The organism is Microbulbifer mixtoriginis (SeqCode) (assembly GCF_052467705.1).
Map to the genome: position 1 here is coordinate 468850 of NZ_CP174322.1, position 25571 is coordinate 494420.

The 25571-nt window shown below is 50.1% G+C and carries 27 protein-coding genes, 1 tRNA gene and 1 riboswitch; of the genes, 16 read left to right on the plus strand and 12 right to left on the minus strand.

The annotated features are described in order from the left end of the window. Nucleotides 1-211 precede the first annotated feature (211 nt). The 6 genes from ACJJIB_RS02195 to ACJJIB_RS02220 all read right to left on the minus strand — a co-directional run bounded on the left by ACJJIB_RS02195 (nt 212) and on the right by ACJJIB_RS02220 (nt 3737). Nucleotides 212-724, minus strand: coding sequence for an SF0329 family protein (locus ACJJIB_RS02195; RefSeq protein WP_444887729.1), 513 nt, complete (start codon nt 722-724; stop codon nt 212-214). A gap of 185 nt (nt 725-909) precedes the next feature. Further along, nucleotides 910-1287, minus strand: a complete 378-nt coding sequence (locus tag ACJJIB_RS02200; protein ID WP_444887730.1) for a hypothetical protein — start codon at nt 1285-1287, stop codon at nt 910-912. A 512-nt stretch (nt 1288-1799) separates the two neighbouring features. After that, nucleotides 1800-2324 (minus strand): hypothetical protein, encoded by a 525-nt coding sequence (locus tag ACJJIB_RS02205; protein ID WP_444887731.1) that lies wholly within the window; start codon nt 2322-2324, stop codon nt 1800-1802. A 564-nt stretch (nt 2325-2888) separates the two neighbouring features. Next, nucleotides 2889-3029 carry a hypothetical protein gene (locus tag ACJJIB_RS02210; protein ID WP_444887732.1) on the minus strand — a complete coding sequence of 47 codons (141 nt, stop codon included), beginning with the start codon at nt 3027-3029 and terminating at the stop codon, nt 2889-2891. Continuing rightward, the gene (locus tag ACJJIB_RS02215) at nt 3019-3201 is read right to left on the minus strand and encodes a hypothetical protein (RefSeq protein ID WP_152450517.1); all 183 of its coding nucleotides are present in this window, start codon (nt 3199-3201) and stop codon (nt 3019-3021) included. Before ACJJIB_RS02215 ends, ACJJIB_RS02210 begins: the two co-directional genes overlap by 11 nt. Further along, entirely contained in the window at nt 3198-3737 is a 540-nt protein-coding gene (locus ACJJIB_RS02220) for a hypothetical protein (RefSeq protein WP_444887733.1), read from the minus strand. Before ACJJIB_RS02220 ends, ACJJIB_RS02215 begins: the two co-directional genes overlap by 4 nt. 1235 nt (nt 3738-4972) lie before the next feature. Here ACJJIB_RS02220 and ACJJIB_RS02225 point away from each other — a divergent pair. Together ACJJIB_RS02225 and csrA are read left to right on the plus strand one after the other, a co-directional pair. Beyond that, entirely contained in the window at nt 4973-5179 is a 207-nt protein-coding gene (locus tag ACJJIB_RS02225; protein WP_444887734.1) for a hypothetical protein, read from the plus strand. 9 nt (nt 5180-5188) lie between these two features. Next, nucleotides 5189-5377, plus strand: a complete 189-nt coding sequence (csrA, locus tag ACJJIB_RS02230) for a carbon storage regulator CsrA (RefSeq protein WP_444887735.1) — start codon at nt 5189-5191, stop codon at nt 5375-5377. 98 nt (nt 5378-5475) lie between these two features. On the opposite strand, the gene ACJJIB_RS02235 is transcribed toward csrA, so the two are convergent. The 4 genes from ACJJIB_RS02235 to ACJJIB_RS02250 form a co-directional block, all read right to left on the minus strand. Beyond that, nucleotides 5476-5961, minus strand: coding sequence for a hypothetical protein (locus ACJJIB_RS02235; protein ID WP_444887736.1), 486 nt, complete (start codon nt 5959-5961; stop codon nt 5476-5478). Nucleotides 5962-6461: 500 nt separating this feature from the next. Continuing rightward, a complete protein-coding gene (locus ACJJIB_RS02240; RefSeq protein ID WP_444887737.1) occupies nt 6462-7043 on the minus strand; it encodes a hypothetical protein in 582 nt (193 codons plus the stop codon). Between the two features lie 414 nt (nt 7044-7457). Then, nucleotides 7458-9230: a bifunctional protein-serine/threonine kinase/phosphatase gene (locus tag ACJJIB_RS02245; RefSeq protein ID WP_444887738.1), complete on the minus strand. Its 1773-nt coding sequence runs from the start codon at nt 9228-9230 to the stop codon at nt 7458-7460. Nucleotides 9231-9331: 101 nt separating this feature from the next. After that, on the minus strand, nt 9332-10807 hold the full coding sequence (locus tag ACJJIB_RS02250; protein WP_444887739.1) for a NarK family nitrate/nitrite MFS transporter: 1476 nt from the start codon (nt 10805-10807) through the stop codon (nt 9332-9334). Between the two features lie 408 nt (nt 10808-11215). On the opposite strand from ACJJIB_RS02250, the gene ACJJIB_RS02255 reads away from it, so the two are divergent. From ACJJIB_RS02255 to ACJJIB_RS02305, 11 genes are all read left to right on the plus strand, one after another. Continuing rightward, a complete protein-coding gene (locus ACJJIB_RS02255) occupies nt 11216-12517 on the plus strand; it encodes an MFS transporter (protein ID WP_444887740.1) in 1302 nt (433 codons plus the stop codon). 141 nt (nt 12518-12658) lie between these two features. Beyond that, nucleotides 12659-13882, plus strand: a complete 1224-nt coding sequence (locus tag ACJJIB_RS02260) for an alginate export family protein (RefSeq protein ID WP_444887741.1) — start codon at nt 12659-12661, stop codon at nt 13880-13882. Nucleotides 13883-14099: 217 nt separating this feature from the next. Continuing rightward, nucleotides 14100-14250, plus strand: a riboswitch (molybdenum cofactor riboswitch). Then, nucleotides 14239-15216 (plus strand): GTP 3',8-cyclase MoaA, encoded by a 978-nt coding sequence (gene moaA / locus ACJJIB_RS02265; RefSeq protein ID WP_444887742.1) that lies wholly within the window; start codon nt 14239-14241, stop codon nt 15214-15216. It overlaps the preceding riboswitch by 12 nt. 4 nt (nt 15217-15220) lie before the next feature. Further along, nucleotides 15221-15820 (plus strand): molybdenum cofactor guanylyltransferase, encoded by a 600-nt coding sequence (mobA, locus tag ACJJIB_RS02270; RefSeq protein ID WP_444887743.1) that lies wholly within the window; start codon nt 15221-15223, stop codon nt 15818-15820. A gap of 2 nt (nt 15821-15822) precedes the next feature. Further along, on the plus strand, nt 15823-16365 hold the full coding sequence (gene moaB / locus ACJJIB_RS02275; protein ID WP_444887744.1) for a molybdenum cofactor biosynthesis protein B: 543 nt from the start codon (nt 15823-15825) through the stop codon (nt 16363-16365). Nucleotides 16366-16368: 3 nt separating this feature from the next. Continuing rightward, complete coding sequence (moaC, locus tag ACJJIB_RS02280) at nt 16369-16860, plus strand: cyclic pyranopterin monophosphate synthase MoaC (protein WP_444887745.1); 492 nt, start codon at nt 16369-16371, stop codon at nt 16858-16860. A gap of 21 nt (nt 16861-16881) precedes the next feature. Beyond that, the gene (gene moaD, locus ACJJIB_RS02285) at nt 16882-17127 is read left to right on the plus strand and encodes a molybdopterin converting factor subunit 1 (protein WP_444887746.1); all 246 of its coding nucleotides are present in this window, start codon (nt 16882-16884) and stop codon (nt 17125-17127) included. A 10-nt stretch (nt 17128-17137) separates the two neighbouring features. After that, nucleotides 17138-17617 (plus strand): molybdopterin synthase catalytic subunit MoaE, encoded by a 480-nt coding sequence (gene moaE / locus ACJJIB_RS02290; protein WP_444887747.1) that lies wholly within the window; start codon nt 17138-17140, stop codon nt 17615-17617. Continuing rightward, entirely contained in the window at nt 17602-18384 is a 783-nt protein-coding gene (gene modA, locus ACJJIB_RS02295) for a molybdate ABC transporter substrate-binding protein (RefSeq protein ID WP_444887748.1), read from the plus strand. Before moaE ends, modA begins: the two co-directional genes overlap by 16 nt. Continuing rightward, the gene (gene modB / locus ACJJIB_RS02300; RefSeq protein WP_444887749.1) at nt 18381-19103 is read left to right on the plus strand and encodes a molybdate ABC transporter permease subunit; all 723 of its coding nucleotides are present in this window, start codon (nt 18381-18383) and stop codon (nt 19101-19103) included. The genes modA and modB overlap by 4 nt, the downstream gene beginning before the upstream one ends. Further along, nucleotides 19103-20221, plus strand: a complete 1119-nt coding sequence (locus tag ACJJIB_RS02305) for an ATP-binding cassette domain-containing protein (RefSeq protein ID WP_444887750.1) — start codon at nt 19103-19105, stop codon at nt 20219-20221. Before modB ends, ACJJIB_RS02305 begins: the two co-directional genes overlap by 1 nt. 174 nt (nt 20222-20395) lie before the next feature. Here ACJJIB_RS02305 and ACJJIB_RS02310 read toward each other — a convergent pair whose 3' ends face one another. Then, entirely contained in the window at nt 20396-22009 is a 1614-nt protein-coding gene (locus tag ACJJIB_RS02310) for an MFS transporter (protein WP_444887751.1), read from the minus strand. 195 nt (nt 22010-22204) lie between these two features. Here ACJJIB_RS02310 and narL point away from each other — a divergent pair, with 195 nt between their 5' ends. Further along, nucleotides 22205-22870: a two-component system response regulator NarL gene (narL, locus tag ACJJIB_RS02315; RefSeq protein ID WP_252084129.1), complete on the plus strand. Its 666-nt coding sequence runs from the start codon at nt 22205-22207 to the stop codon at nt 22868-22870. Between the two features lie 45 nt (nt 22871-22915). After that, nucleotides 22916-24157 carry a molybdopterin molybdotransferase MoeA gene (gene moeA, locus ACJJIB_RS02320; protein ID WP_444883398.1) on the plus strand — a complete coding sequence of 414 codons (1242 nt, stop codon included), beginning with the start codon at nt 22916-22918 and terminating at the stop codon, nt 24155-24157. 733 nt (nt 24158-24890) lie between these two features. On the opposite strand, the gene ACJJIB_RS02325 is transcribed toward moeA, so the two are convergent. Next, nucleotides 24891-24967 (minus strand) — tRNA-Arg (locus tag ACJJIB_RS02325). A 187-nt stretch (nt 24968-25154) separates the two neighbouring features. On the opposite strand from ACJJIB_RS02325, the gene ACJJIB_RS02330 reads away from it, so the two are divergent. Next, nucleotides 25155-25571, plus strand: coding sequence for a c-type cytochrome (locus ACJJIB_RS02330; RefSeq protein ID WP_444887752.1), 417 nt, complete (start codon nt 25155-25157; stop codon nt 25569-25571).

Here is a 25571-nt window from a genome sequence, read left to right on the forward strand (position 1 = left end):
TAAGAAGGTGATCCTATGTGAAGGGCCGTATTATATCCTTGTCAATCGTAAGTATCGGGCGTTTACGAGTAATGTCATTCTCTCATTATAAATGAGATCCGAGACCCTGGGATGAACCTAGGTTTTTTCACACATCTAACCTAGTATTCAACAATTATTTCATGCGTAACAAGGGAATTGAAATCTTCAGAATAATGTTGAAGCATATGTCTTATGTGCAAACCGTAATCCTTAATCCCTCTGATTCCAACCTTATGGCCAACAATTTTTTTGCTAGTGGGTGTAAAGTCGAAGTGTCTATTTCTTTAAGCCTACGTTTTCCTAAGCGCTTATCTAGTGTGGCTAGGGATTGAATCAATGGATTCTCGGAGTTTATAGCTTCATCAATTTTGAGGGTATGAACGAATTCCCAGCAGGCTTGATAGGCATCTTGCCGAGATAATTCTCCATATTCCATCTCACCATAAGATATTTTCTGCTTTTCACTTACGTGCTCAGGCACATCGGAATCTGTTACCCACCGATTATCTTTTCGATAGAAATTACCATTCGCTCTATTCCAAAAGGCCATTGTACAGAAGTTTGCTATTGCCGCCTTATCAAGAGTCAACCAGGCATGGCCACATGAACAGTTTCCATATCTGGTACTGTTAATAGAAATACGGCCACCCAAAGATGGAGAAAATTTTTCTCCAACAAGGGATTTAAGCTTGCTCCATTTCATTGGGGGATATTCCTACTTACACATGAAATCATCAGTTCACGGCTGTTGTGCAATTGATTGTTTCGTTCCAATGTAGCAGCTACCACAAATTCAGGGAATGAGAATACAGCAGATTCTCCGTACCCCCTATTCTAATTACTCGTTTAGAGACCAGAGTGCTTAAACAAATTATAAAGTTTGTACAGTTAGTGCAGTGAGCTTTCGAAATAGATAAAGGCATATCCGATAGCTAACCCAAGGAGGACAGGTCCGGGGTAACGTCTAAATAGGCGTTTTATTTTACTAGGCGTTCGACCATTACGTAGGTCATTAATTAATTCTTGCTGTGCTTGAAAGGCATGTAGAGCTGAGAAGACGGCGGCGGTCAAAGAGTAGGTGAACCCTTCAGAAATAGGTGTATCAATACCAAGAGCAGTTTTGAGAGTAATAATGCCGCCTATAAATGCCATTGCAAATGACAAATTAGACTTTAAAAATTCGAACTCTAATTCTTGGCTCAGAAGATAATGAGGGCTTTGCTCTATGGGTTTATCATTTACTAATTCTTGTAACTTTGCTCTCATTACTCACAACCGTTAACAGGATCTATTTGGATAATAGTACCTTTGCCTTCCCAATGGAATACTCAAGACTTACAGTAAATTCTGTAGCAGCAGAGCGACAGTTGCTCAGCGGAAAAGGTTCGATCGTACCAATTTTATTAGTTTAGGCCATCTGGAGCTATTTTTATAAAGTAAATTATTACAGGTATAAAGCACATCAAGGTTAAGACTAGGTTTGCGATATTCAGTACTCGCTTGCTCCTAAATATCACAAATAACAACCCTACTAACTGAGCAACGGCTGTATAAAGGAAATACAGTCCTAGTGTTCCATAAAAATTTGTTAATTCTGGAGCAATAAGGGCTGGAAAGGTCGCTACCAGCAAATATGAGATGAACCCACATAGCATCGCGATACTAAGTCTACATACTAAATAATTTGTTCTTCCCATATTATTTTTATTTTTACTTCTCGCATAATGAAACGGGTCAGACATTAAAAAGCTCTATGACAGACTGGGTAGATTTATTTTCTAATAATACATATGTAGTATTAGGTCAAAACCTTTTATTGAAAATCTTACTCTTTCCATGTCTTCTGTATATTTTCCGAGGTTATTCCCATCAAGATCCCAGACATTTTCTTTGGCGAACCACGTATTTAATTCGTGATCATGACATTTGAACTGGCTTTGTGGGACTACCTTACCGTTTTTCATGGTCGGCCCAAAATTCCTACATTCTGTGCCCCACCTCCACCACTTTATATCTGGCATATTTACCATGCCTTCTCTGAGGGGAACACCAAAAACTGTGATTTCAGACTCATAGTTTTTATAAATTATGTATCTAAAGCCCCACTTCCCTCCCGCCTCATAATTTACATCCCGAGTAAGTATTTCACCCGGCTCCAGGTCAGCTATATCAATACTAGAAGATAGTTCACCAGCATTTGCTGGAGGCTTTAGGGCACTGCCAAACATGCCAATTATGAATCCGATTCCAATTAGAGAGACAGTAAGAAGGCTAAACCAAAGTAATTTTTTGCGCTTTTCCATTTGATGTTCACTACGTATAAAAAATTAACTTCACTAAAAATGATATCGCTATCTTCTTCATTTAGTTAGCATATATATCGTCAAGGTTTTGATTGTTCTGAAGATCATTAATACTCATAGACGCTGTCGTCTTGATGGGCTGATGGCGTTCACCATCTGGATAGATCGCGGCTGCGCGCGCTCTATCCTTCCTAGCTATGCCTATTGCTTATCGACTTCGTTTTCCCTTTCTTCTTCATAGCCTAAGGCTTCAAGGTGTGCCGAAATGGAGTTCATTATTTTTTCGTTCCAAAATTCAGCTCCTTCATTCCATTGAAGCTTTACTCCGTTATTTTCGTCCTCAATTGATGCATCTACCATAGCCCAAAAGAAACGACAGATATACTCGGCTTGAGACTTGTTTAAAATAATGCCATTTTGAAGGAACTGCAGGCTAAGTTCATCATCTAACCTTTGCGATAGCTAGCTATAAAATCAATCCTTAGATCTTACCGGATTTAAAGGTGGTCCAGAAGATTCAGCCTCTTCTATTTCTCGATTAACTAGAGCTACTATGTATAAGATTCATAGTTTCTGCTGGTTCTTTAATCTATTTGACTTTATGGCTGTTTCAACCTCTTTAGCTTCTTTCAATATTTTAGATTTGTTTTTCTCAACAAACTTTCTAATATCTTCCTTGCTAATCTGTTTGTCTTTAATCGTCATTTTTTCGATCTCTCATACGGTCAATTTCAGTTGGATTCGTTTGTTTTCCCGATGGTTCTTCTATTGTTGTATCCTTTGATTTCTTTTTCACTTCTTCAGCATGTTTCTTCATCTTTGATCGAATCTTATTGATTCGATCTTTCTCTTCTTGTGAGAATTTATAGCCACTCATAATTTTTTCATTCCGACTCTTTTTCCGTGGTAAATCTCAGGCGCTGAAAATCCTTGGCTTTCGTAGTAATCAATTGCACCTTTTACTGGGTCTAACACCCAAACCTCGTCAGCACTAATCAAGTTGGCATAAACCGTAGCTCCAAAAGATAATATTGGAAAGACACCTTCTCCCAAGGGATTTGGTCTTACCGGTGTAGATTCGATAAGGTTCATTCTTACCTTTGTACCATGCTTGGATGCAAATCCATAACAAAGCCCGCAAAGTTGATTCTCAAACCAAACTGACATTTCATATCTTTTTGGCTTCTTCTGATATGCATTAAATTCTGGCTCCCAGTCCCAACTGGCTCTCGAAGATCTTAGATTAGATCCTCTCATTTCTTTCCAAGAGTCAGCCAGTCTTGCTGTCTTCAAACTAATGCCTTTTATTGATGTCTGGGGCCATGATTCCTGTGTAATAGACCAAACCTCTTCCCTGAGCGCTTGGTAGTATCCAATAACAGAAGGGTAATTGTGAAAAGCTGAATCTTCCATAGTATTTCCTATACTTAAATCAAAATATTTCCACTATATTTGAAGAGCTATTTTCTCTTAGTTGGTAAGATGCCGTAAAGTTTGATCCCGTTTCTAGATTTGCTTGGGCAGTTCATGGTGCCCAAGGTGGCTGTCGCCGTAAATTGAATCATGGTTGTATACAACACCAAGCTCTGCTGAAAACATAAGTAGAGTCAAAGCTGGAGCTTATGATTTTCAGCAGGAGCGTCCTGTTAAAGTGGATAACTACCCCTTTGACTGGTTCCTTCGAAAAAGCTTCCAATTACGATTAGAGATATTACTAGGAAAATAGTCATCCCAAGCGTTTGGTAAACATTTTGGTTGACGACGGTTTCTAATCTTTATTGGGATCTCTAGTTCATTTTCCAACGAAGCATAGTATTGCTTCATCTCGTTCTTAGTTTTAGGGTGTCGAAAATACCCCATATGGATCTCCATTGGCTATGAATTGCTAATGGAAACCAAACCCTCTTTTTAACAGTAGATTTCTATAGTTCATGCTTTCCTGCCAAAGAGCTTTAATAGTGTGCTCAACTGAAGCTGGATCATATCACTTGTCGACCAATGCCAAAATGGCAAACAACTATACTCAGAACGGATATATCAATCGGTAAGTTAGCCAGTACAGGCGAAAAATCACCAATGCATAGATAGGAACATACGTACCGATTAACCAGGGTTTTAAGTACTTTATAAAAATGGCATGGCGACTAAAAGTGAACAACTCTCCATGTCTCACTGTAATACTTTCAAGCCTTAGGCCATTTGGATCTTTTCTATCGGCACAAGAATGACACACGGAGTGGTTGTTTTATGATTAATTGCTTTTATTCCTCATGTGAAAGCGAGTAAAGAGTAACCACCTAAACCATCATTCTTATGGATAACGCAAATTATCTAAGCTAAGGAGCATAAAATATAGGCACAAAAATGATCTTATTGGATTTTATTCAGTTTGTTTTAGTGTCAAAGCTGCGTAAAATCGATAGATATTTATTGATATTTTGGCCGGAATTGGGTGGCCTTTTGTAGGCCGATGACCAAAGGCCAAAGGGATTCGAGAGAATCAAGACATCTAAGAGTTTTCTAAAGAACCATCTTCTCACAGGAGAACGGTAGCGTGACGTAACAGTAAGTAAAAGGCGCTGACCCAAGGTGCAGCAACACCAGGGGCCAGCTAACCAAATTGATAAATGACCTATCAAGATGGCTATATGGATCATACGCTAGAAACCCGCTCGTCTTCAATAAAGTGGAGTACATCCAGCGGCTTGGAGCGATTCCCCAAGCTTTGGAAGCGTTGTGCCTGCCTTTTCTTCTTCTATGCCTACCGTTCTCGCGCACCACCCCGTATTTCCTCAAAAAGTTACTTTCTCAGCCTTCCATCAGAGAAGGTCTACCCATGGTTTGAGTATCAGTAGGAAATAACTATGTTGATCTTAAAGCGCCGGACTGGTGAAAACTTGAGGATTGGGACCAATGTTTCAGTCACTGTATTGGAAGTTAAGGGGAATCAGGTGAAGATAGGAATACGTGCTCCCAAATCTTTACCTGTTCACCGTGAGGAAATATATATTCGCTTACAGAAAGGGTCTAACTTGGGAAACGGAGATCGGTAAAAAATTTACGCGACTGCGGAACGTTCGAAAGAGCGACAAATTACGGAGCCGAAAACGGAGTAATTTGTCCGCTTGCCTAAATCTTTTGTGATTAAAGTTTAGCCATTGTGTGTTAAAACCAAGATTTTGTGATCAGGTATTACCATGAGAACTTTTTCTTGTCCGTGGGAGTAAAAAGAGCCTGGTGCTATTGCACTATCAATAATGATCCCTTGTAGTTTTACCGGCATCTTTGCGCACATCAGTTCATAGGCCCAGTTTTCAGGTCTTTTCCAATCCTTTCTTGGAGTATGCATCCATTCTCCATAGCTATAATAAAATCTGCTATGCCCTCGTGCCTGTTTGGCTGTATTGAGAAATTCAAGACCCTCCGCTTTGATTTTATCTAAAGTTGTTTCTTCAAGCTCATATATATGAACACCACAAGCTTCTCTTATACCTTGTAAATCACTGTTACTGTGAAGCGTGCTACCTAGATCGAATTCTATAGGTATTATGTCTCTCCAATTTTGATCATCTAGCCAAATGAGATAGCAACTCCCTAAAAATAATATAATTAATATAGAAGCCGCTACTTTCATCATGTTTTCTCATTCACATATTGTCTTATAACGGGCAGTATGCGGGCAAGGCCACCCCATCGGCTATCCAACCACGCAGTGACGTTCGTTGATAAAATTGTTAATTATTTTCATTTCTAAATAGCCTTGTTTGCTCAATACAAATATCTAGATATTTGGCCGCCTTTGTTCCTTTTAAAATTTTTGGAATCTTTCTAGACAAAACTATAGCTGGGATATCAATACTACTATTCACACTAAATTTATATAACTCGGATTTAACTTGTAGGAAGTTAATTCCAATTTTACGTGCAAAATACTGCTCTTATTTTGCAATAATTTCTCCACCGTCGCCAACAATTTTGATATTTAAGTCAATCTAGTAGCTATTGTGGACTGCGATACCCCATAAGATCTTTATCAGATCAGGCTTCGAAATCATATTAATGCTCTAGACACTTAACGCCCGGAACACCGAGTAAATTGAAGCGCAGCATAAATTGTGTCCGAGTACTTGTTTTAAATCATCTTGTACCTCTGTACATGACTTCGCCTTCATTTATTCCAAGGTCAACACGCATGGCATTTAACATAGAATCAGCCTTTTCTCTCAATTCAGCCCATGTTGCCTGCCCACCTTCGTAAAGCAAAGGTAAAAAGAAGTCGATCATTTCATTGTATCTATCCAAAACATCTTGGCATGAAACTAGCGATATGTAACCATAAGCTTTATTTCGATTTAATGAAAAAGAATGCTCAATTTCTGAACTGATAGATTCTTGCTTTGATGTAGCAACAGCTTCTATTTCTCGTAGAATTTCTGAAACAATATGAATTACATCTTTATAGATCGCTAGTTTATCAAAGTGGCGATTCAACTCTTTTTGTTTCAGAGAGTCTATTTGAGCTTTCAAATCTTCTAAGGTAGCCTCATTCTTAGCTTTTAATTTTTGAAGGATTTCTTCATGCTTTGCTCTTTCATTTTGCAGCATTCGCTCAGCCCATAAGCTTCCTAACCAATGAGAGAAAGCGCCAAGTAATAATGCACTGCCGCCTAATGAAGCGATAATTGCTGCAGCTATTTTAAATATTTCTTCGGTACTCATAATGATTTATAACAGCGTATTCAAAAGAAGCTGCATCATATCACTTATTAACATACTTCTAGAATGGGAAGCCACCTTAACCAGAAAAAGACATATCATTCAGCAGGTTGGCCAGCATCGGCAAAAAACTACCTTAGTGGACATATTACGGCTGTACTATATTTCGTTTTTTTTAAAGAATTAAACTATTAAAAATCAATATGCAAGCGCATCCGTTACTATGAATTTACGAAGCTACTCTTGATCTGCGCTCATAACAAAATATGTAATCGTAAAGTGTAGTGCTGTATATCAAAGTGGAACAGAGTAAGTGTGATCGATGATATCCGCCCAAAACTATCTGCTAAACTAGAGCCCTTTATAGGTATTCTGGGTCAGCATGTTCTTAAGTGAGGCTACCGTACCTCCCTAGTCTCAACCACTAGAAGAAAATAACGCCGCCACCGCCAACAAAGTAGCCACCCAAATCCCACAAAGAATCTTCCAGAACAAAGAGGCATCCCCTTTTTCAGTAGGATCTTCCTTTAGGTAATCCGGGTTCGGATTGGCCAGGTCGTGCATAAATTCCGTTAGGGTGGAATAGCGCTGTTCCAGGTCGATACTGCATCCGCGCTCCAGGGCGCGGTCGAACCAGATGGGGACTACCGGATTAAACTGGCTGGCGGTGCGGTAGCGCAGACGTTCGAAGTCGGCGTGGGAGCGGCAGTTCTCGATTTCCTCACCGTAGGGCAGTTCGCCGGTAAACATTTCGTAGGCAATGGTGGCGAGGGCATAGATATCGCCGCGAATACCGCTGTTGTGCCCAAGGATATAGTGGGGGTCAGAGTAGCTGGCGGTGCCCAGCGCTTCCGGGTGCTCCAGGGGGCGAAAAATCTCGGCACTGCCAGCGACATAAACTGAGCCGAAGTCGATAATTTTTACCCGCCCGTCGCCGTCAATCATGATATTGGCCGGGCGTAAATCCTGGTGGATGGTTTCCTGATCGTGGAAGGCCTGTAGTCCGGTAGCAATCTCCTTAAGGATACGAAACGCCTCCGCCGGTTTGGGAAAGCGGTTGTTGGTGATCCACCGTTCCAGGGTGCTGCCCTGCACATACTCCATCAGGTAATAGAGCGCGGTGCGCGGGCGGGTCTGCCGGTGCAGGCGCACTACCTGGGGGCTGCGAATACGCAGGCCTGTCCACTCCTCCTGAATAAAGCGGTCGATATAGTGGATATCGTCCTCGTAATTTACCGAGGGGGTTTTCATTACCAGGATTTCCCCGGTGGCACTGTCGCGCACCAGGTACAGTTGGCTGCGCTGAGAGGAGAACAGTTCCCGTTCAACCTGGTAGCCATCCAATACCATGCCCGGTTCCAACTCCGGTGGAAAGGGCAGGCGGGTGAGCTGACGGCTGTAGTCGTCCAGGGTGGTTTGTGGCAATGCTTTTACCTTTACCACTAATGCGGAGAGGTTATCGTCGCTGCCGTTTTCCTTGGCGAGGCGCACCAGGGTTTCCGCTATTTCCTGTTCGCTTAGTTGGGACTCTGCCAGCAGCTTGCGCAGCAGGTCCTGTTTGATAAAGTCGTGCACGCCGTCGCTGGTAATTAGCAGTACATCGTCCTTAGCCAGGCTGAGCTGGCCGTAATCCACTTGCAGGCCGGTATCCATTCCTAGCGCGCGGGATAGCATCTGTTGGCGGTGGGCCAGGGTGATGTTGTGATCTCGGGTGAGGCATTTAAGGTTGTCACCGCGCAGGTGATAGATACGGCTGTCGCCGATATGAAAGTAGTGGGCAGTGCGGGATTTAAAAATCAGGGCTGAGAAGGTACACAGGAAGCCCTTTTCCTGTTGGGGGAAGTCGTGGCTCTTGCGGTATAGCTTGCTGTTAATGGAGGCGAGGATTTTCTGTCCGGCGTGGGCCACAGACCAGGTATCCGGCACCTTGTAATAGTCCCGCACAAACTGCTCGGTGGCGGTGTGGCTGGCTTGGGCACCAGCTTCGGCAGAGCTGACGCCGTCTGCCAGTGCGGCGACTGCGCCCAGGTATTCCTGTAAGTGTGGGCTGGCTGGCCAGTGATAGATTGCGGCATCTTCGTTCTGCGGTTTGATGCCGGCACTGGTGCAGAGGCCGTGGCTCAATCGCGGTGTCTGGGCTTCGGGGTTTACCTCGGTTTCTGTTTGCACCCCGGAATTGGTTTCGCTCACAGCTTTCTCCACTCTCTTTTCGTCCCCTCAGACCGACGGCGAAAAACAAAGAAGGGCCATTGGCCCTCCTTTGCGTTTGTTGCTGGATAACAGCTTTCCGATCACTCCACGCTGATCAGCTGCACCGTGCCATCCGGTAGCACTTCGGCGATATTGCCTTTGGGCTCCTCCAGGAACAGGCAGGCGAAGAAGATCACCGCTGCTGCGCCGCAGATAATCAGGAAGAACTGGCTGTAGCTGACATAGGACAGGGCGGTAAGGAAAGTAACCGCACCCACGTTGCCGTAGGCTCCGGCCATACCGGCGATCTGCCCGGTCATGCGACGCTTCACCAGGGGTACGACGGCGAATACGGCACCCTCACCGGCCTGCACGAAGAAAGAGCAGCACATGGTGGCAATTACCGCAGCGGGAATCCACCAGCCGCCGTTGATCTGGCTCAGTACAAAGTAACCCACTGCCAGGCCGCCGATCAGGAACATCAGGCTGCGGCGGCGTCCCAGTTTGTCAGAGAAGTATCCACCGGTTGGGCGGGCCACCAGGTTCATAAAGGCGAAGCCAGAGGCGAGCAGGCCGGCCTTCACCGGGCTCAATCCTTCAAAGGTTTCCAGGAAGAACAGAGGCAGCATAGAAACCACGGCCAGCTCTGAGCCGAAGGTGACGAAGTAGGCCAGGTCGAGGATGGCTACCTGCTTGAAGTTGTATTTCTCCAGCTCGGGCACACCTTCGCGCAGGTGGTCTTTGTTTACATTCCAGATCATACGGGTCTGGAAGGCGAACAGTGCTACCAGCAGTCCCCACATTACGTAGGTGGCATTCTGGCTCAGCAGGGCTACGCCACTGGGAGACAGTTTGTAAGCCAGCGCTGCCAGTGCCAGGTACATGGGCACATTCATCAGCAGGTAGAAGTAGAAATCCCGCTTGCTGGTCACTTCCAGGCCGCCGCTTTTCTTCGGCTTGAAGTAAGTGGAGCCCTTAGGGGTGTTGCGGGCAACGCGGTAGTAGATGATGCCGTACAGGCCGGCGATGATGCCGGTGAGGCCCAGGGCATAGCGCCAGCCGTCTTCACCGCCGAACAGCAGGGCGATGGTGGGTAGGGTCATGGCACCGGCAGCAGAACCGAAATTCCCCCAGCCGCCGTAAACACCTTCTGCCAGGCCGACTTGTTTGGCTGGGAACCATTCACCCACCATGCGGATACCAATTACAAAGCCGGCACCCACAAATCCCAGCAGGAAGCGGAACAGGGCCAGGGATTCATAACTGTCTGCGGTGGCGAAGCCCAAACAGATTAAAGATGAGGTCATCAGCAGCCCGCTGTACACCAGGCGCGGCCCCAATTTATCCACCAGCATACCGATAATGATACGGGCGGGGATGGTGAGTGCCACGTTGAGGATTAACAGGGCTTTTACTTGCTGGCTGGTGAGGTCGAACGCTTCCTTGATAAAGACCATCAGCGGAGCGTGGGAGAACCACACCACGAAAGTCAGGAAAAACGCAAACCAAGTAACGTGCAGCGTCTTTATTTTGGGATCGCCCCAATTAAATAAATTGAGGCCGCTGGATTGACTCATGACTATTTTCTCCGGCTTCACAGCAACTTAGAGGTGGATAGGGTCATGGCCGATAGTATTTGAGCAGCGCTATAGGGAAAGTACACAAAGGGGGTAGTTGGGTACTGAATAAAGGCTTTGGTGCTTGGTGTTAGCCCATTTGGGGTAGTGCCTTTTAAGGGGAGCTGCTGCCTATTGAATAAGGTTTACCCCTTGTTGAGTAGTCATAAAAAATCGTCTTATGAGCGGAGAGTTTTTGGGAGTAATTGTGATTGCCGGGGTTTTTATGCATCTTGCTGGCAGGTGGCCTTTACCAATACTGCTGTTTTTAATCCGTTCGTGGCGGCGCAACAGATACGTATTGATCGGGCAGCCGATGTGGTGACCAAATCATTTTCCCGAAAACTGAAAAAATAGGAGAAGCCCGCCGTGCAATATACCCAGCAACTCGCCGGGCGTGTGCTGATATTTGCCTCGGCCATGTTTGCTGCGAACTTTTCCGTGTGGACACTCTATGCGGTGCTTGGAGTGGAAGTCCGCGAGCAATTAGACCTCTCAGCCACAGAATACGGCATCTTACTGGCCGCACCGATCCTGAGCGGTGCGCTACTGCGTTTTCCCGCCGGATTGTTGGTGGAATATTTCTCGGCAAAAAAACTTATCCTCCTGCAAATGCTATTGCTGCTGCCGGTACTTTTATTCTTGCCCTATATCGAGAGTTACGGTGAGCACCTACTGGCCGGTTTGTGGTTGGGGATTTCCGGGGTCTCCTTCGTGTTGGGTATTCGCTATATCAATCCGTGGTTCGAAAGGAGGCAGCAGGGCACCGCAATGGGCATTTTTGGTGCAGGCAATGCCGGGGCGGCTATCACCCTGGCCCTGGCGCCAGCGATCCAGAATTGGCTGGGGCGAGAATGGATTGGGCCGATTTATGCGGTTGGTATTTTGCTTATGGTGGTGTTATTCGAATTTTGTGCACCTGAAGAAACCCGCTATATGCGCAGTCGCAACAAGGCAAAAATTCAGCACCATCTAAGGCCACTGATGCAGATCAAGGTGTGGCGTTATGGGCTCTATTATTATTTTGTCTTCGGCAGCTTTCTCGCACTTTTACTGTGGTTGCCAAATTACTACCTGGCGGTGTATGAAGTCAGCACCCAGGTGGCGATGGCGCTGACCCTGCTGTTTGTGGCCCTGTCCAGTTCGCTGCGTGCGCTGGGTGGCTGGTTTGCAGATCGCTATGGTGCGCGCACGGTGAATTGGAGTGTGTTCTGGACCTGCTTGGTATGCCTGTTTTTTCTCAGTTACCCCCCAACCAGTATGACGATTCACGGGGTGGAACGGGATGTGCATCTAAATATCGAGGTGGGCATTGAGTTGTTTACCCTGCTATTGCTGGTAATTGGTATTGCCCAGGGGTTTGGTCGCGCTTCGGTTTACAAGGCGCTACACGATAATTTTCCGGCACATATGGGCAGTGTCGGTGGCACTGTAGCCACAATCGGTGCGCTGGGTGGTTTTACTCTGCCGGTCCTGTTTGGTATCGCACAGGATTTAGTGGGTATTCACAGTGCGGCATTTATGTTGCTGTACGGCGTGCTGGCAGTTTGTATGTTGGTAATGTATCTGGCAATCCAGAGGGAGCAATACCAACAGCGTTTGGCCTTCGCCAGGCAAAATAATTTTTTGCATGAGGATGCGAGTAACTCTGCGGCTTTGCCAGATAGGTAGCGCCCACTACCAAAATGGAATTATGTGTGTGTAAAGGGTAGGAAGTATTTATTTTTTCTACCGAGAAAAACTGTGGTTTCAACCACGTCTGAAAAATTGTAATTTGTCACTGTCACTCCGTTGTTGCAAAGGAAAAGCGTAATGACCATTTCCAGATTTCCCAAAATTTTCGGTGCTTTACTGTTGGGGGCCTGCAGCACAGTCGCATTGCAGGCCGCTGCGCAGGATGGTGAAAATGCCACTCTTGTCGACGCGCTTAAATCCGGTGAAGTCGGGTTGAATCTGCGTTATCGCGTAGAGATCGTCGACCAGGAAGATTATGACCAGGATGGTATTAATGGGGATGCACTCGCGTCCACTCTGAGAACCCGCCTCAACTGGCGCAGTGGCAGCTATCGCGGCTTCAGCGGTTTTCTTGAGATGGACGATGTTACTGCAGTCGGTAACGACAATTACAACTCCACCGTCAATGGTAAAACTAATTACCCGGTAGTGGCCGATCCAGATGGCACCGAGGTTAACCAGGCCTATATCCGCTATAACGGAGAAAATTCCATAATTACTGCTGGTCGCCAGCGTATTAACCTTGATGGCCAGCGCTTTGTTGGCGGTGTTGGCTGGAGGCAGAACGAGCAGACTTACGACGGCATTCGCTATCAGTATGGCAGCGCCGACAGCCTGCAGCTGGATTACAGCTACGTATACAACGTAAACCGGGTTTTTGGTGAAGATAGCGCCGGCGCCGAATTTGAAGGCAATATCCAGCTACTCCATGCCAGCTACCCGGTGGCCGAAAACCATAAAGTCAGCGGTTTTGTTTACAGCCTGGATTTAGAAAATTTCGTGAATAATTCCAGCCGCACCTATGGGGTGGATTACAAAGGAAGTTTTGGCCCTGTAAAAGCTAATCTAAGCTACGCGCGCCAGGACGATACCGGGGACAACCCCTTCGACTACAATGCCGACTACTATCTGGCGGAAGTTGGCGCAGACCTGGGCCCGGTAACCGCAAAACTCGGTTATGAAGTACTGGGTTCTGATAATGGCGTTGGTTTCAAAACGCCGCTGGCTACACTGCATAAATTCCAAGGTTTCACCGACCAGTTCTTGGTGACTCCAGGTGAAGGCATTGAAGATATGTATATCAGCGGTGCTATGAAACTTGTGGGTGGCAAGTTGAATATGGCCTATCACAATTTTGATGCGAATGAAGGTTCCGCAAATTATGGCCATGAGTGGAATATCAGCTACGGCCGCAAGCTGACAGAGGAAATTTCTGCACTGGTGAAATACGCCTCTTACCAGGCTGACGATCACAACGTGGATACCGACAAGTTCTGGTTAATGGTTACCGCCAATTTTTAATTAAATAAAGCCGCTCCATAGCGAGGCCCCGGCTCTGGCCGGGGTTTTACTTATAAAAACCGACGAATTTCTTTAGGGGAATTTTTCGGTTTTTAGCAATTCTGCCTACTGAATTTCTATTTTGTGATGTTATTTCCCTTAACGGTTGGCATCACTGTGAGTACCTAGGGAGTACCACCTTTGCCCCAAGCATAAATTAACCAGCTTGATACACTGACATCAGTTTAAACACCGAGTCCCGCTACCTAAACAGCGCCGTTTTTTATTGACGTTGCAAGGTGCCGGGACCGTGGCCGTACCGGCCACCAGGGTCTAGCGGGAAACTGCGCGGCCTCCCGACATTGGAAAGGCGTTTAATGTTACAAGACAATTTTGGCCGTAGGTTTTACTACCTGCGCCTGTCCGTGACGGACATCTGCAACTACCGCTGCAACTACTGCCTGCCCGAGGGCATCGGTTGCGGACGTTCCCTGGAAGGGGAAAATCCTCTCTCAGTCGCTGAGGTGGGCACATTAGTGCGCGCTTTCGCTTCCCTGGGTACGGAAAAGGTACGCCTTACTGGCGGAGAGCCCTCCCTGCGCAAAGACCTGGTGCCGCTGCTCGAAGCCGTGCGCGCTAGCGATAAGATTCGCCGTTTAGCCATCACCACCAACGGTTACCGCCTGCCCAGTCAGATTGACGACTGGCACCGCGCCGGCTTGGATCAGGTGAATGTCAGTATCGACAGCCTCGACCCGGCTCAATTCCACCATATCACCGGCCACAATCGCCTGGATAAAGCCTTAGCAGGCCTGGACCGCGCCCTGGCCTTGGGTATCGATACCAAGGTCAACGCAGTGCTGATGCGCCAGTACAACCTGGCCGAGCTGGATAATTTCCTCGCCTGGGTTCGTGAGACTCCGGTGACCCTGCGCTTTATTGAATTGATGCGCACCGGCGATAACCGCGAGTTCTTCGCCAGCAACCATGTCTCCGGTGGCGATATAGAAACCCTGTTGCTGCGGGAAGGCTGGGAGCAGGTTATCCGCACCCGCGATGCCGGTCCGGCGCGGGAGTATTTCCACCCGGATTACGCCGGTCGTATCGGCCTGATTACCCCTTACGGCAAAGACTTCTGTGCAAGCTGCAACCGCCTGCGGGTATCGGCCCAGGGCAAGTTGCACCTATGCCTGTTTGCGGACCAGGGTTTTGATATGCGCGAAATCATTGCCGCTGGCGATAGCGAGGCACTGGCGGCCCATATCCGCGAGTTGATTGTGGATAAGACCGCAGGCCACCAGCTGCACGAAGGTTTCACCGGCGCTACCCGCAACCTGGCGATGCTGGGGGGCTAGGATTATGGCCAGGGCTTTCGTTGGCAAATCGACAATCGGCGTGGTGCTGGCCGGTGGCCGCTCCAGCCGGATGGGCCGAGACAAGGCCCTGCTGGCCCACCCCCAACGGGGCAATTTTTTGCAGCATGCCGAGGCATTGCTGAGTGAGCTTCCGCTGGAAAAAGTCGTCACCAGCGGCGCTCGCCCCGGAGCGATTGAAGACCTGGTGCCAGAGCGGGGTCCACTGGGCGGCCTTTATTCGGTAGCCCTGACAATCGGTGCCGATGCGGCCCTGGTGATTCCGGTAGATATGCCCCTGCTCGGGCGGGAGCACCTCGCAGAGTTATTGGCAGAGGGGCGGGCAAGTGGCCGGCCCTGTTATTTTGAAAACTTCTTTTTTCCCCTGTGGCTGCCTTTAAATGGCGACTGCCTGGATTATTTGCGCCGTGCCGTCGAAGGCAGTGCGCGCAATTCTGTCGGCGCGCTGCTGCGTCACCTGGGGGCCAAATCCATACCCATAAAAAGTGCTGGCGATTGGCATCGCAATATCAATACGCCGGCAGATTATCTCGGCTTGAGTATGCCGGATAAAACTCCAGAAAACAGTTTTTTGAGAGACCACTGATTATGTCCGCACACGCAAGCAAAGAATTTGTACCGCTCAATATCGCGGTACTTACCGTATCCGATACCCGCAACGAGCAGACTGATACCTCTGGCCAGTATCTGGTGGAAGCCCTCAAAACTGCCGGCCATCAGCTCGCAGATAAGCGCATTACCTCGGACGATGTTTACCAGATGCGCGCGGTGGTCTCCGCCTGGATTGCCGATCCCAAAGTGCAGGTGGTATTGGTGACCGGTGGTACTGGTTTTACCGATCGCGACTCCACGCCGGAAGCCCTGAGCCCGCTGTTCGACAAAACCGTCGACGGCTTCGGCGAGCTGTTCCGCCATATTTCCCTGGGGGATATCGGCAGCTCTACCGTGCAATCCCGCGCGCTCGCCGGCCTGGCTAATCGCACGCTGATATGTTGTATGCCCGGTTCCACCGGAGCCTGCCGCACGGCTTGGGAAGGCATATTGCTGGAGCAGCTGGATGCCCGGCACAAGCCCTGTAACTTTATCCCCCATGTGCGCTTTGCCAGCGCGCCCTGCGAGAGCCGGGGGTAATTTGTGAGCCAATTAACCCATTTAAACCAGCGCGGCGAAGCCAGCATGGTGGATGTTACCGAGAAGGACATCACTGACCGCAGCGCCCTGGCCGAGAGCAGCATCTGTATGAGTGCAGAGGCTTTTGCACTGCTTAGCCAAGGGGCGCACAAAAAAGGCGATGTGCTTTCTGTAGCTCGTATCGCCGGCATCCAGGCCGCGAAGAAAACCTCGGATTTAATCCCCCTGTGCCATCCGCTGGCGTTGACCAAAGTCGCGGTGGATTTCGAATTACAGCCGGAAAAACACAGTGTGTATATCACCGCTTTCTGCCGCCTGGCTGGGCGCACTGGGGTAGAGATGGAAGCGTTAACCGCAGCTTCGGTAGCGGCGCTGACCATTTACGATATGTGCAAAGCCGTGGACCCGGCGATGGAAATCGGCCCGACCCGCCTGCTGCAAAAAACCGGCGGTAAGCGCGGCCACTGGCGCGGCGATGCTGCGGACAAGGCGTAAAAATTTCAGGGGTGTAAAGCGATGGTAAAGGTTCTGTTTTTCGCGCGTCTGCGCCAGCAATTGGGCATGGGCGAGACTACCCTGGCGGACTTTTCCGGCAGTCTCAGCGAGTTGCGCAAAACCCTATGTGAACAGCACCCGGGTTGGAGCCCGCACCTGCAAAGGGATGATATTCGTATGGCCCTGAACCAGGAGCTGGCAGAAACCGGAGCCCAGGTGAAGGCTGGGGATGAAGTTGCATTTTTCCCGCCGGTTACCGGCGGTTAGTGGTGCCAATATGACAGCCGTTGATCGTATTGAAGTCTGTGAAACGCCCCTCGATGTAGCGGCTGAATATACTGCGCTGCAAGGCAACAGTGGTGATGGTGCCTGCGCCTTGTTTGTGGGTTCGGTGCGGGACTTCAATGCCGGTAGTGATATCTGCGGCCTGGCCCTGGAACACTATCCGGGCATGACCGAAAAAAGCCTGCAACGGATTATCAATGATGCCCGCGATCGCTGGTCCCTGGGCCGCGTGACCATCGTCCACCGGGTTGGCCCCATGCAGATCAACGATGAGATCGTTTTTGTCGGCGTCACCAGCCCCCACCGTCAGGCCGCCTTTGCCGCCTGCCAATACATCATGGATCGCCTCAAAACCGAAGCGCCTTTCTGGAAGCGCGAAGCGGTTGCGGATAAATTCGGTAAGCCTTCAGAGCGCTGGGTCGAAGCTCGGGCCAGCGATGCTGCGGAGATGGAAAAGTGGTCCGCCGGCTGAGCCTGCTGCTATCCACTTTACTGGTGGCCATCGCGCTGCCGGTTAATGCGGATAACTGCACTTTGCGGGTGGCGGTAGCGGCCAGTTTCCGCCCGGCACTGGAACAGGTACTGCCAGAATTTGAGCGTCGCCATGCCTGTGTGGTGCAAATCAGCAGTGGCAGTTCCGGGGTGCTCTACCAACAAATAGCGCACCGCGCGCCCTTCGATTTATTCCTGTCTGCCGATCGCGAGCGCCCCGAACGGTTGGAAAAGCAGGGTGGGGCACTGGGCAACAGTCGACAGACTTACGTCCTGGGTTTACTGGCTCTCTGGCACCCAAAATCGGAATCACATATCGAGCAGTTACTGCAAACCTGGCCCGATAAAATTGTATTAGCCGACCCCAAAGTAGCGCCCTTCGGCAGTGCCGCCCGGCAAGCGTTGCAAAGCTTGGACTTGTGGAAGAAAAAACAAACTCAATTAGCCCGGGCCCACAATGCCGGCCAAGCCTATTTAATGCTGGATTCCGGCAATGCGCAGCTGGGCTTTGTCGCCGCCAGCCAGATGCAAGCAGCCGGACGTGACAACTACTGGTTGCTGCCGCAGCATTTGTACAAACCCATTGAACAGCAGCTGCTGATTCCCATCCAGAGTCGCCGACCTAAAGAGGCACAATCCCTCGCTGAGTATTTGCGTTCAGGGGAAGTGCAGGCGCAACTGCACCACCTGGGTTACGGTGTTTTGCCAACTCAAGATCGAAGTAGAGATGGAGGGAGTGGCTTATGAATATCGCCGCTGCCGACTGGCAGGCCCTGTGGTTAACTTTAAAATTGGCCGGCTTAACCACCTTACTCCTGTTTATTATCGGCGTGCCCCTGGCCTGGAAATTGAGCCAATGGCAGAGCCGCTGGCGCCATGGCATAGAGGTATTAATTACTCTGCCGTTGGTACTGCCACCCACGGTGTTGGGTTTTTATTTACTGCTTTTATTTTCCCCTAACTATGCCCCCGGGCAGTGGCTGTCACACATTTTTGATGGCCCTTTGGTGTTTTCCTTTACCGGCCTGGTGTTTGCGTCAGTAATTTATTCCCTGCCGTTTATGGTGCAGCCGCTGTTGGCCGCGTTTAATGCCAATGGCCAGCGCCTGACCCAGGCTGCCGCAGCACTGGGTATACCGCCCTGGGCAGCATTATTAAAAGTTCTTTTACCGGCGAGTCGCGCCGCTATTGTGAGTGCCTGTGCTTTAACGTTTGCCCATACCCTGGGTGAGTTCGGGGTAGTGCTGATGATTGGTGGCGCTATTCCCGGTGAGACCCAGGTGGTTTCTATCGCTCTTTATCAACATGTGGAGGCGATGGAATACGGTGCGGCGCACCGGCTGGCTTTGATGTTGATGGGAATTACTACGGTACTGCTACTCGCTGCCCGTTGGCTGGGACATAGCTTGGCCCCGCGCGGATCAAACAACGAGCAGGCTAAACCGGTAATGGGGGTGCTGGGTTAATGGAAATCACCTTACCCCTATTCGGTACTGCGTCTACCACTTCTGATTCCACCGGACTGAGTGTTGCAGGGCTGGTGACTTCACTTAACGCTGCGGCTCCCTGGCAATTAGAGCTGCCTGCCTCTGGGATTTTTGGCCTTACCGGCCCCTCCGGCAGCGGCAAGAGTACATTGTTGGCAGCCCTGGCTGGACAGCGCCATTGCCGTGGCAATATCACTTTTGCCAATACAGTCTGGCAGCGCGGACGCCGCGCCCTGGCTACCCACAAGAGAACGCTTTCTTTGGGCTTTCAGGATAGCCGACTGTTTGCCGGCCAGTCGGTGGCAGATAACCTGGCACTGGCCCGCCGTTACAGCCGCAAGCCACTGCCCGAGGAAGAGTGTGATCGGCTGCTAAAGGCTTTTGGTATTGAACCGCTACTCCATCAGCCGGTAGAGCTATTGTCTGGCGGAGAAGCGCAGCGTGTGGCTGTATTACGCCAGCTTTTTAACAATGCGCCGCTGCAATTATTTGATGAGCCGCTTTCAGCGGTTGACCGCGCCCAGGTACTGCGGCGCCTATTGCCGACCCTACGGGATTTCTGGGCTCGATATCCGGCGCTGGTAATCTGGACCAGTCACGACTTTGATGAAATCCAGTTGCTGGCCCAGCGCTGTTTGTGGATGGATTCTGCTAATTTGTCTGTACCACTTTCTTTACCTGAAGTCGCCCAGCGCCTGGATAGCCACGGCGTAGGGGATAGTTGTCGCAGCCGGATAGAAGCGCGAGTGGAATCTCTAAATGATGGTCTGCTGACTTTGAATTTAGGGGGGATTTCTATCTTTGCAGATAGGGTGGCAGGCCATTATTGTAAAGGCGATACCGCCGCTTTTCTGTTGGAAGCTGGAGATATCAGCCTTAGTGTAGAGAAGCCGGGCCTGTCCAGTATCCTCAATTGCCTGCCGGTAACTTTAGTTGCTAAGCAGAACCTTACCGATGGCCGCATTCGCCTGCAGTTAGCCGCTGCTGATCAGGTGTTCTACGCAGATATTTCCCGTCTCTCCTGCGAGCGCCTAGAACTGCGTGAAGGCACTACCTACTTTGCCCAGTTTAAGGCCGGTAGTCTTGCTGGTTTGTAAGCCTCTTATTTCTCTTTGAATAATCTTGCACTGAAAACTTCTGCGGAATATGGAGGTTTAAAATGGCTGAGGGAAATGGCTGTAGAAAAAGGTATCGCTTCTCCACCAGTGCATCATAAAAAAGGGGAGGTAAAAACCTCCCCGAAGCAACGGTATCCCGTGAGTGAAACTGAATTAAGGGTTATAGAACTCCCCGTTTTTACGCAGGTAGAACCAGTAGTTAACCACCAGGCAAACCGCGTAGAAGATGGCAATGCCTGCCAGGGCGTATTCCGGGGTAGTGGCTTTGATCTGCTCGCCGAAGACCTTGGGAATATAGAAGGCGCCGTAGGCGGCAACTGCTGAGGTCCATCCCAATACCGGACCTGCCTGCTCTTTCGGGAACACCATGGCGATGGTGCGGAAGGTAGAACCATTGCCGATACCGGTAGCGGCGAACAGCACCAGGAACAGCAGGAAGAAGGGCAGGAAGAACTCTTCCGGCGTGGCTGAGCCGTAGGCGGCCTTCATGTAGTAAGCCACACCCAGGGCACTAGCCACCATGATTGCAGCACAGATTTGGGTAACCAGGGCTCCGCCGATACGGTCGGAGATCCAACCACCTACCGGGCGAATCAGGGCGCCGATAAACGGACCCATCCAGGCGTACATCAGGGCGCTGGGGCCATTGTTGTTGATGGTATCGTGAGTCATAACCCCGTCCACCATCACGTGGCTGTACCCGAAGATCACTTTGATAGCCAGGGGGAAGGCTGCCGCGAAACCGATAAAGCTGCCGAAGGTCATGGTGTAAATCACACTCATTACCCAGGTGTGCTTGTTGTTGAAGATACGGTATTGGCGTTGCAGGCTAGTTCTGATCTCACCGGGCAGCAGTTTCAAACCGAACACGGTGGCAGTGATTACCAGCACCAGCACAATTTCCTTGGGCACGCCCCAGCCTGAACCATTGGCCGCTTCGGGAAGCAACAGCCACAGGCCTGTGATTGCGGTGAAGAGGCCGATTCCCAACATCATGGTCATCTTCATCATCGCGCCGATAGAGCTGCCCACATCCGGGGTGACTTCGTCGGTGCGCAGGTTATTCATGCCGAACCAACCCACAAAGGCCAGTGGAATCAGGAACAGCAACCATACAAAACCGGCATTTTGAATCCACGCTTCAGAACCGGCCGGTACCTTGCCAATCAGGGAGCCAGAGCTGCTCACCAGGGTCATGGGGTCGCCGCCAGCAGCGCCGAAGGCACCGAAGGTCATAAATAGCGGTACCAGGATCTGCATAGTGGTAACACCGAAGTTACCCAGGCCTGCATTCAGGCCAAGCGCTAATCCTTGTTTTTCCTTGGGGAAAAAGAAGCTGATATTGGACATGGAAGAGGCGAAGTTACCACCGCCGATACCAGACAGCAGCGCCAGTAATTGGAATACCCACAGTGGAGTCTCCTTGCTCTGCAGGGCGATACCGGTGCCGAGTGCGGGGATCATCAACAGGGCTGTGGTAAATACAATGGTGTTGCGCCCACCGAACAATCGAATAAAGAAACTACTGGGTATTCGAAGGGTAGCGCCGGTGAGGCCGGCGATGGCCATTAGGGTAAACAGATCGGCTTTGGCAATGGGAAAGCCAAGGTTGAGCATTTGAACGGTAATAATGCCCCAGTAGAGCCACACGGCGAAGCCGCACAGCAAACTGGGAATGGATATCCACAAATTCCGGTTTGCGATTTTCTTGCCCTTGGACTGCCAGAATTTGCTGTCCTCCGGGGCCCACTCGTAGATGTCAGACACGGCGGCCACTCCTCCTCGAAATGATTCGTACAGCCACTATGGGCCGGGGTTTGAGCCTACTCAATTACCAACAGGAAGTAACCCTTTTGCCCTGGAGTAATAGCTACCTCTTAGGGGGTAAGTGCCGAGGTGGGACGCTATGGTAAAGTCACTGTACAGATTTAAACCAATTTTCAAATTGAAGCGGGGCTCTCTATGATTTCTTCTGCTACGGTAATGATGGTCGATGACCACCCGCTATTTCGCAAAGGCCTTAAACAATTATTTGCAATGGAGCCCGGCCTGGAGCTGGTGGCCGAGGCCAGTAGTGGAGAGGAAGCGCTGGTGCTGGCCAAGCAACACGAGCCGGACCTTATTCTGCTGGACCTGAATATGCGCGGTATGGATGGGCTGGATACACTGCGCGCAATGCGTGCTGCAGATGTTTCCTCGCGTATCGTGATACTCACCGTTTCTGATAATAATGCCGACGTGGTGTCTTGTATCCGCGCCGGTGCCGATGGCTATCTGCTCAAGGATATGGAGCCCGAGGATATTCTTGAACAAGTCATTCTGGCTACTCATGGTAAACTTGCAATCAGCCAGCGCCTCACGGAAATTCTCGCCTCGGCACTGCGCAAACCGGATAACTCCGGAGCGGATATTCTCTCCTCTCTCACAAGTCGTGAATACCAAATACTGCAGTTAATCGCCGATGGCCTGAGTAACAAATTAATTGCTCGCGAATTAGATATTAGTGATGCAACAGTGAAGGTGCACGTTAAACACTTATTGAAGAAATTGGGGATGCGCTCCCGTGTGGAAGCCGCTGTGTGGATGGTCAATCAAAGGCGCCCTGATTTCCAGGATCGAAACCACTAATCACTCTGCCCCAACCGCAAAGGACTGAAGTAAGAGAATTTCTCTATGCCCACTATCGACTGCTGTAGCCAACCGGGTCTGATGCCCATAGAAAGTGCCCGCGAAAAACTTCTCGAAGCACTGAGTCCAATCAGTGGCACTGAGACTTTGCCTCTGGCACAAGCCGCCGGTCGAGTATTGGTTGAGGATGTTATCTCCACAGTAAACCTGCCCCCCTGCGACAACTCTGCGATGGACGGTTACGCCCTGCGCTTTGAAGACTTGGCCAGTGGCTTACCGTTAGAGCTGATCGGCAAATCTTTTGCCGGTGCACCTTTTGACGGTGTGGTGAACCCGGGCACTTGCGTGCGCATTATGACGGGAGCCGCAGTACCCGCCGGTGCGGATACGGTGGTGATGCAGGAAAATGTCGATGCCCAGGAAGAGTCGATACGTATAAACGGTGAAGTTCGCCCTGGAGATCATATTCGCCGCTGCGGTGAAGATGTGGCCGAAGGAGCTGGCCTGCTTAAGGCCGGAGAGTGTATCAGCGTTCCCCATATCGCCCTACTCGCCGCTGCCGGTGTTGGCACAGTGGCAGTAGTGCGCAAACCAGTCATTGCCCTTTTCTCTACTGGCGATGAACTGCGTCAGCCCGGCGAAGCCCTGGGTAAAGGCGATATCTACGATAGCAACCGCATCGCTCTATTGGCTGCTCTCGATCAGTTGGATCTGGAAATTTTGGACTTGGGTATTTTGCCAGATAACAAACAGGCCATTACCAATGCCTTGCAACGCGCTTCCCAAGAGGCCGATGCCATTATTACTTCCGGTGGTGTCTCCGTTGGCGAAGCGGATTACACCCGCGAAGTGTTGGAAGAACTGGGAGAGATCGGCTTCTGGAAAGTGGCGATGAAGCCAGGCAAACCTTTTGCCTTTGGTTTCCTACAGGGAACCCCTTTCTTCGGCCTACCCGGCAATCCGGTTTCCGCTTTGGTTACTTTCTACCAGCTGGCCGTGCCGGCCCTGAGTGTGATGAAAGGCGATCAGTGGACTGGCCCGCAGGCCTTACAGGCAAAACTGTTAAAACCCCTAAAGAAAAAGCCCGGCCGTACCGATTTCCAACGTGGTGTTTATGGCACTGATGAGAATGGGACTTTGGTGGTGGAGCCGGTTGGCACCCAAGGGAGCCATATTCTTTCCGGCCTGGCTGTTGCTAACTGCTTTATCGTTTTAGCGCGAGATAGCGGCAGCGTAGAGGCTGGGGAACAGGTGGTGATTGAGCCATTGGGGGTGCCGTTGGGGTAGGGCTGCTAATAGACTTTTGTGGCTGGCCTGAGCCGATATATGTCTATCTAAGAAAATTTGTCTGAAGCTGATGTAATCAGAGAGGATTAGCTTCGCCCTTTGGGCTCGCTGCTCTACGGCAGCTTTGCTGCCTCCGAGTCGAATCTGAGTTCGAACGAAGCCTGGGAGTGAGCCATATACAAAGAAGCCCGCATAAGAGGCTGGTGTGCGTGAGGATTAGCTTCGCCCTTTGGGCTCGCTGCTCTGCGGCAGCTATGCTGCCTCCGAGTCGAACCTGAGTTCGAACAAAGCCTGGGAGTGGGCCATATACAAGAAAGCCCGTAAAAGCGGGGAGTGTGCGAGAGGATGAGATTCGCCCTTTGGGCTCGCTGCTCTGCGGCAGCTTTGCTGCCTCCGAGTCGAACCTGAGTTCGAACAAAGCCTGGGAGTGAGCCATATACAAGAAAGCCCGTATAAGCGGGTGGTGTGCGTGAGGATGAGCTTCGCCCTTTGGGCTCGCTGCTCTACGGCAGCTTTGCTGCCTCCGAGTCGAACCTGAGTTCGAACAAAATCTGGGAGTGAGCCATATACAAAGAAGCCCGCTTATGCGGGGAGTGTGCGAGAGGATGAGCTTCGCCCTTTGGGCTCGCTGCTCTGCGGCAGCTATGCTGCCTTCGAGTCGAACCTGAGTTCGAACAAAACCTGGGAGTGAGCCATATACAAAGAAGCCCGCATAAGCGGGCTTCTTTGTATATGGCCCGCCCGAGAGGATTCGAACCTCTGACCTTCGCCTCCGGAGGGCGACGCTCTATCCAGCTGAGCTACGGGCGGTTTTGGCTATCTGCGCCAATGGGAGGCGGATTATACAGAAGGGTGGGGGCGGGTGAAAGGACTTATGGCGCTTCTACGCAGGCTTTGGCAGGGGGCGGCACAGTGCTTATAATGCGCGGCGTGGAAGTTTGCGGCAGTAAATCGATAGTCTACGGGCCAACTCACTTCGGCCCTTTGGGGGAATAGCATGAAGAGCATTTTGGGTATTGTGGCGGCACTGGCCGTCAGTGCGGCTGCGGCAGTAGCCCAGTCTGTTGACCAGGACATTGAACAGCGTATCGCTCCGGCGGGTGAGACCTGTATGAAGGGCGAGGAGTGTGCGGCGGCAGTAGCGGCTGCTCCGGAAGCTGCCAGTGGCGGTGCCCGCAGTGGTGAAGATATCTACAACAAGAGCTGTACTACCTGTCACGCGGCGGGTATAGCGGGCGCGCCTAAGTTTGGTGATGCCGCTGCCTGGGCACCGCGTATTGCCAAGGGCATGGACACTCTTTACACCAATGCCATCAATGGTATCAATGCCATGCCGCCCAAGGGCCTGTGTATGGATTGTAGCGATGACGAAGTGAAGGCAGCGGTTGATTATATGGTGGATAACAGTAAGTAA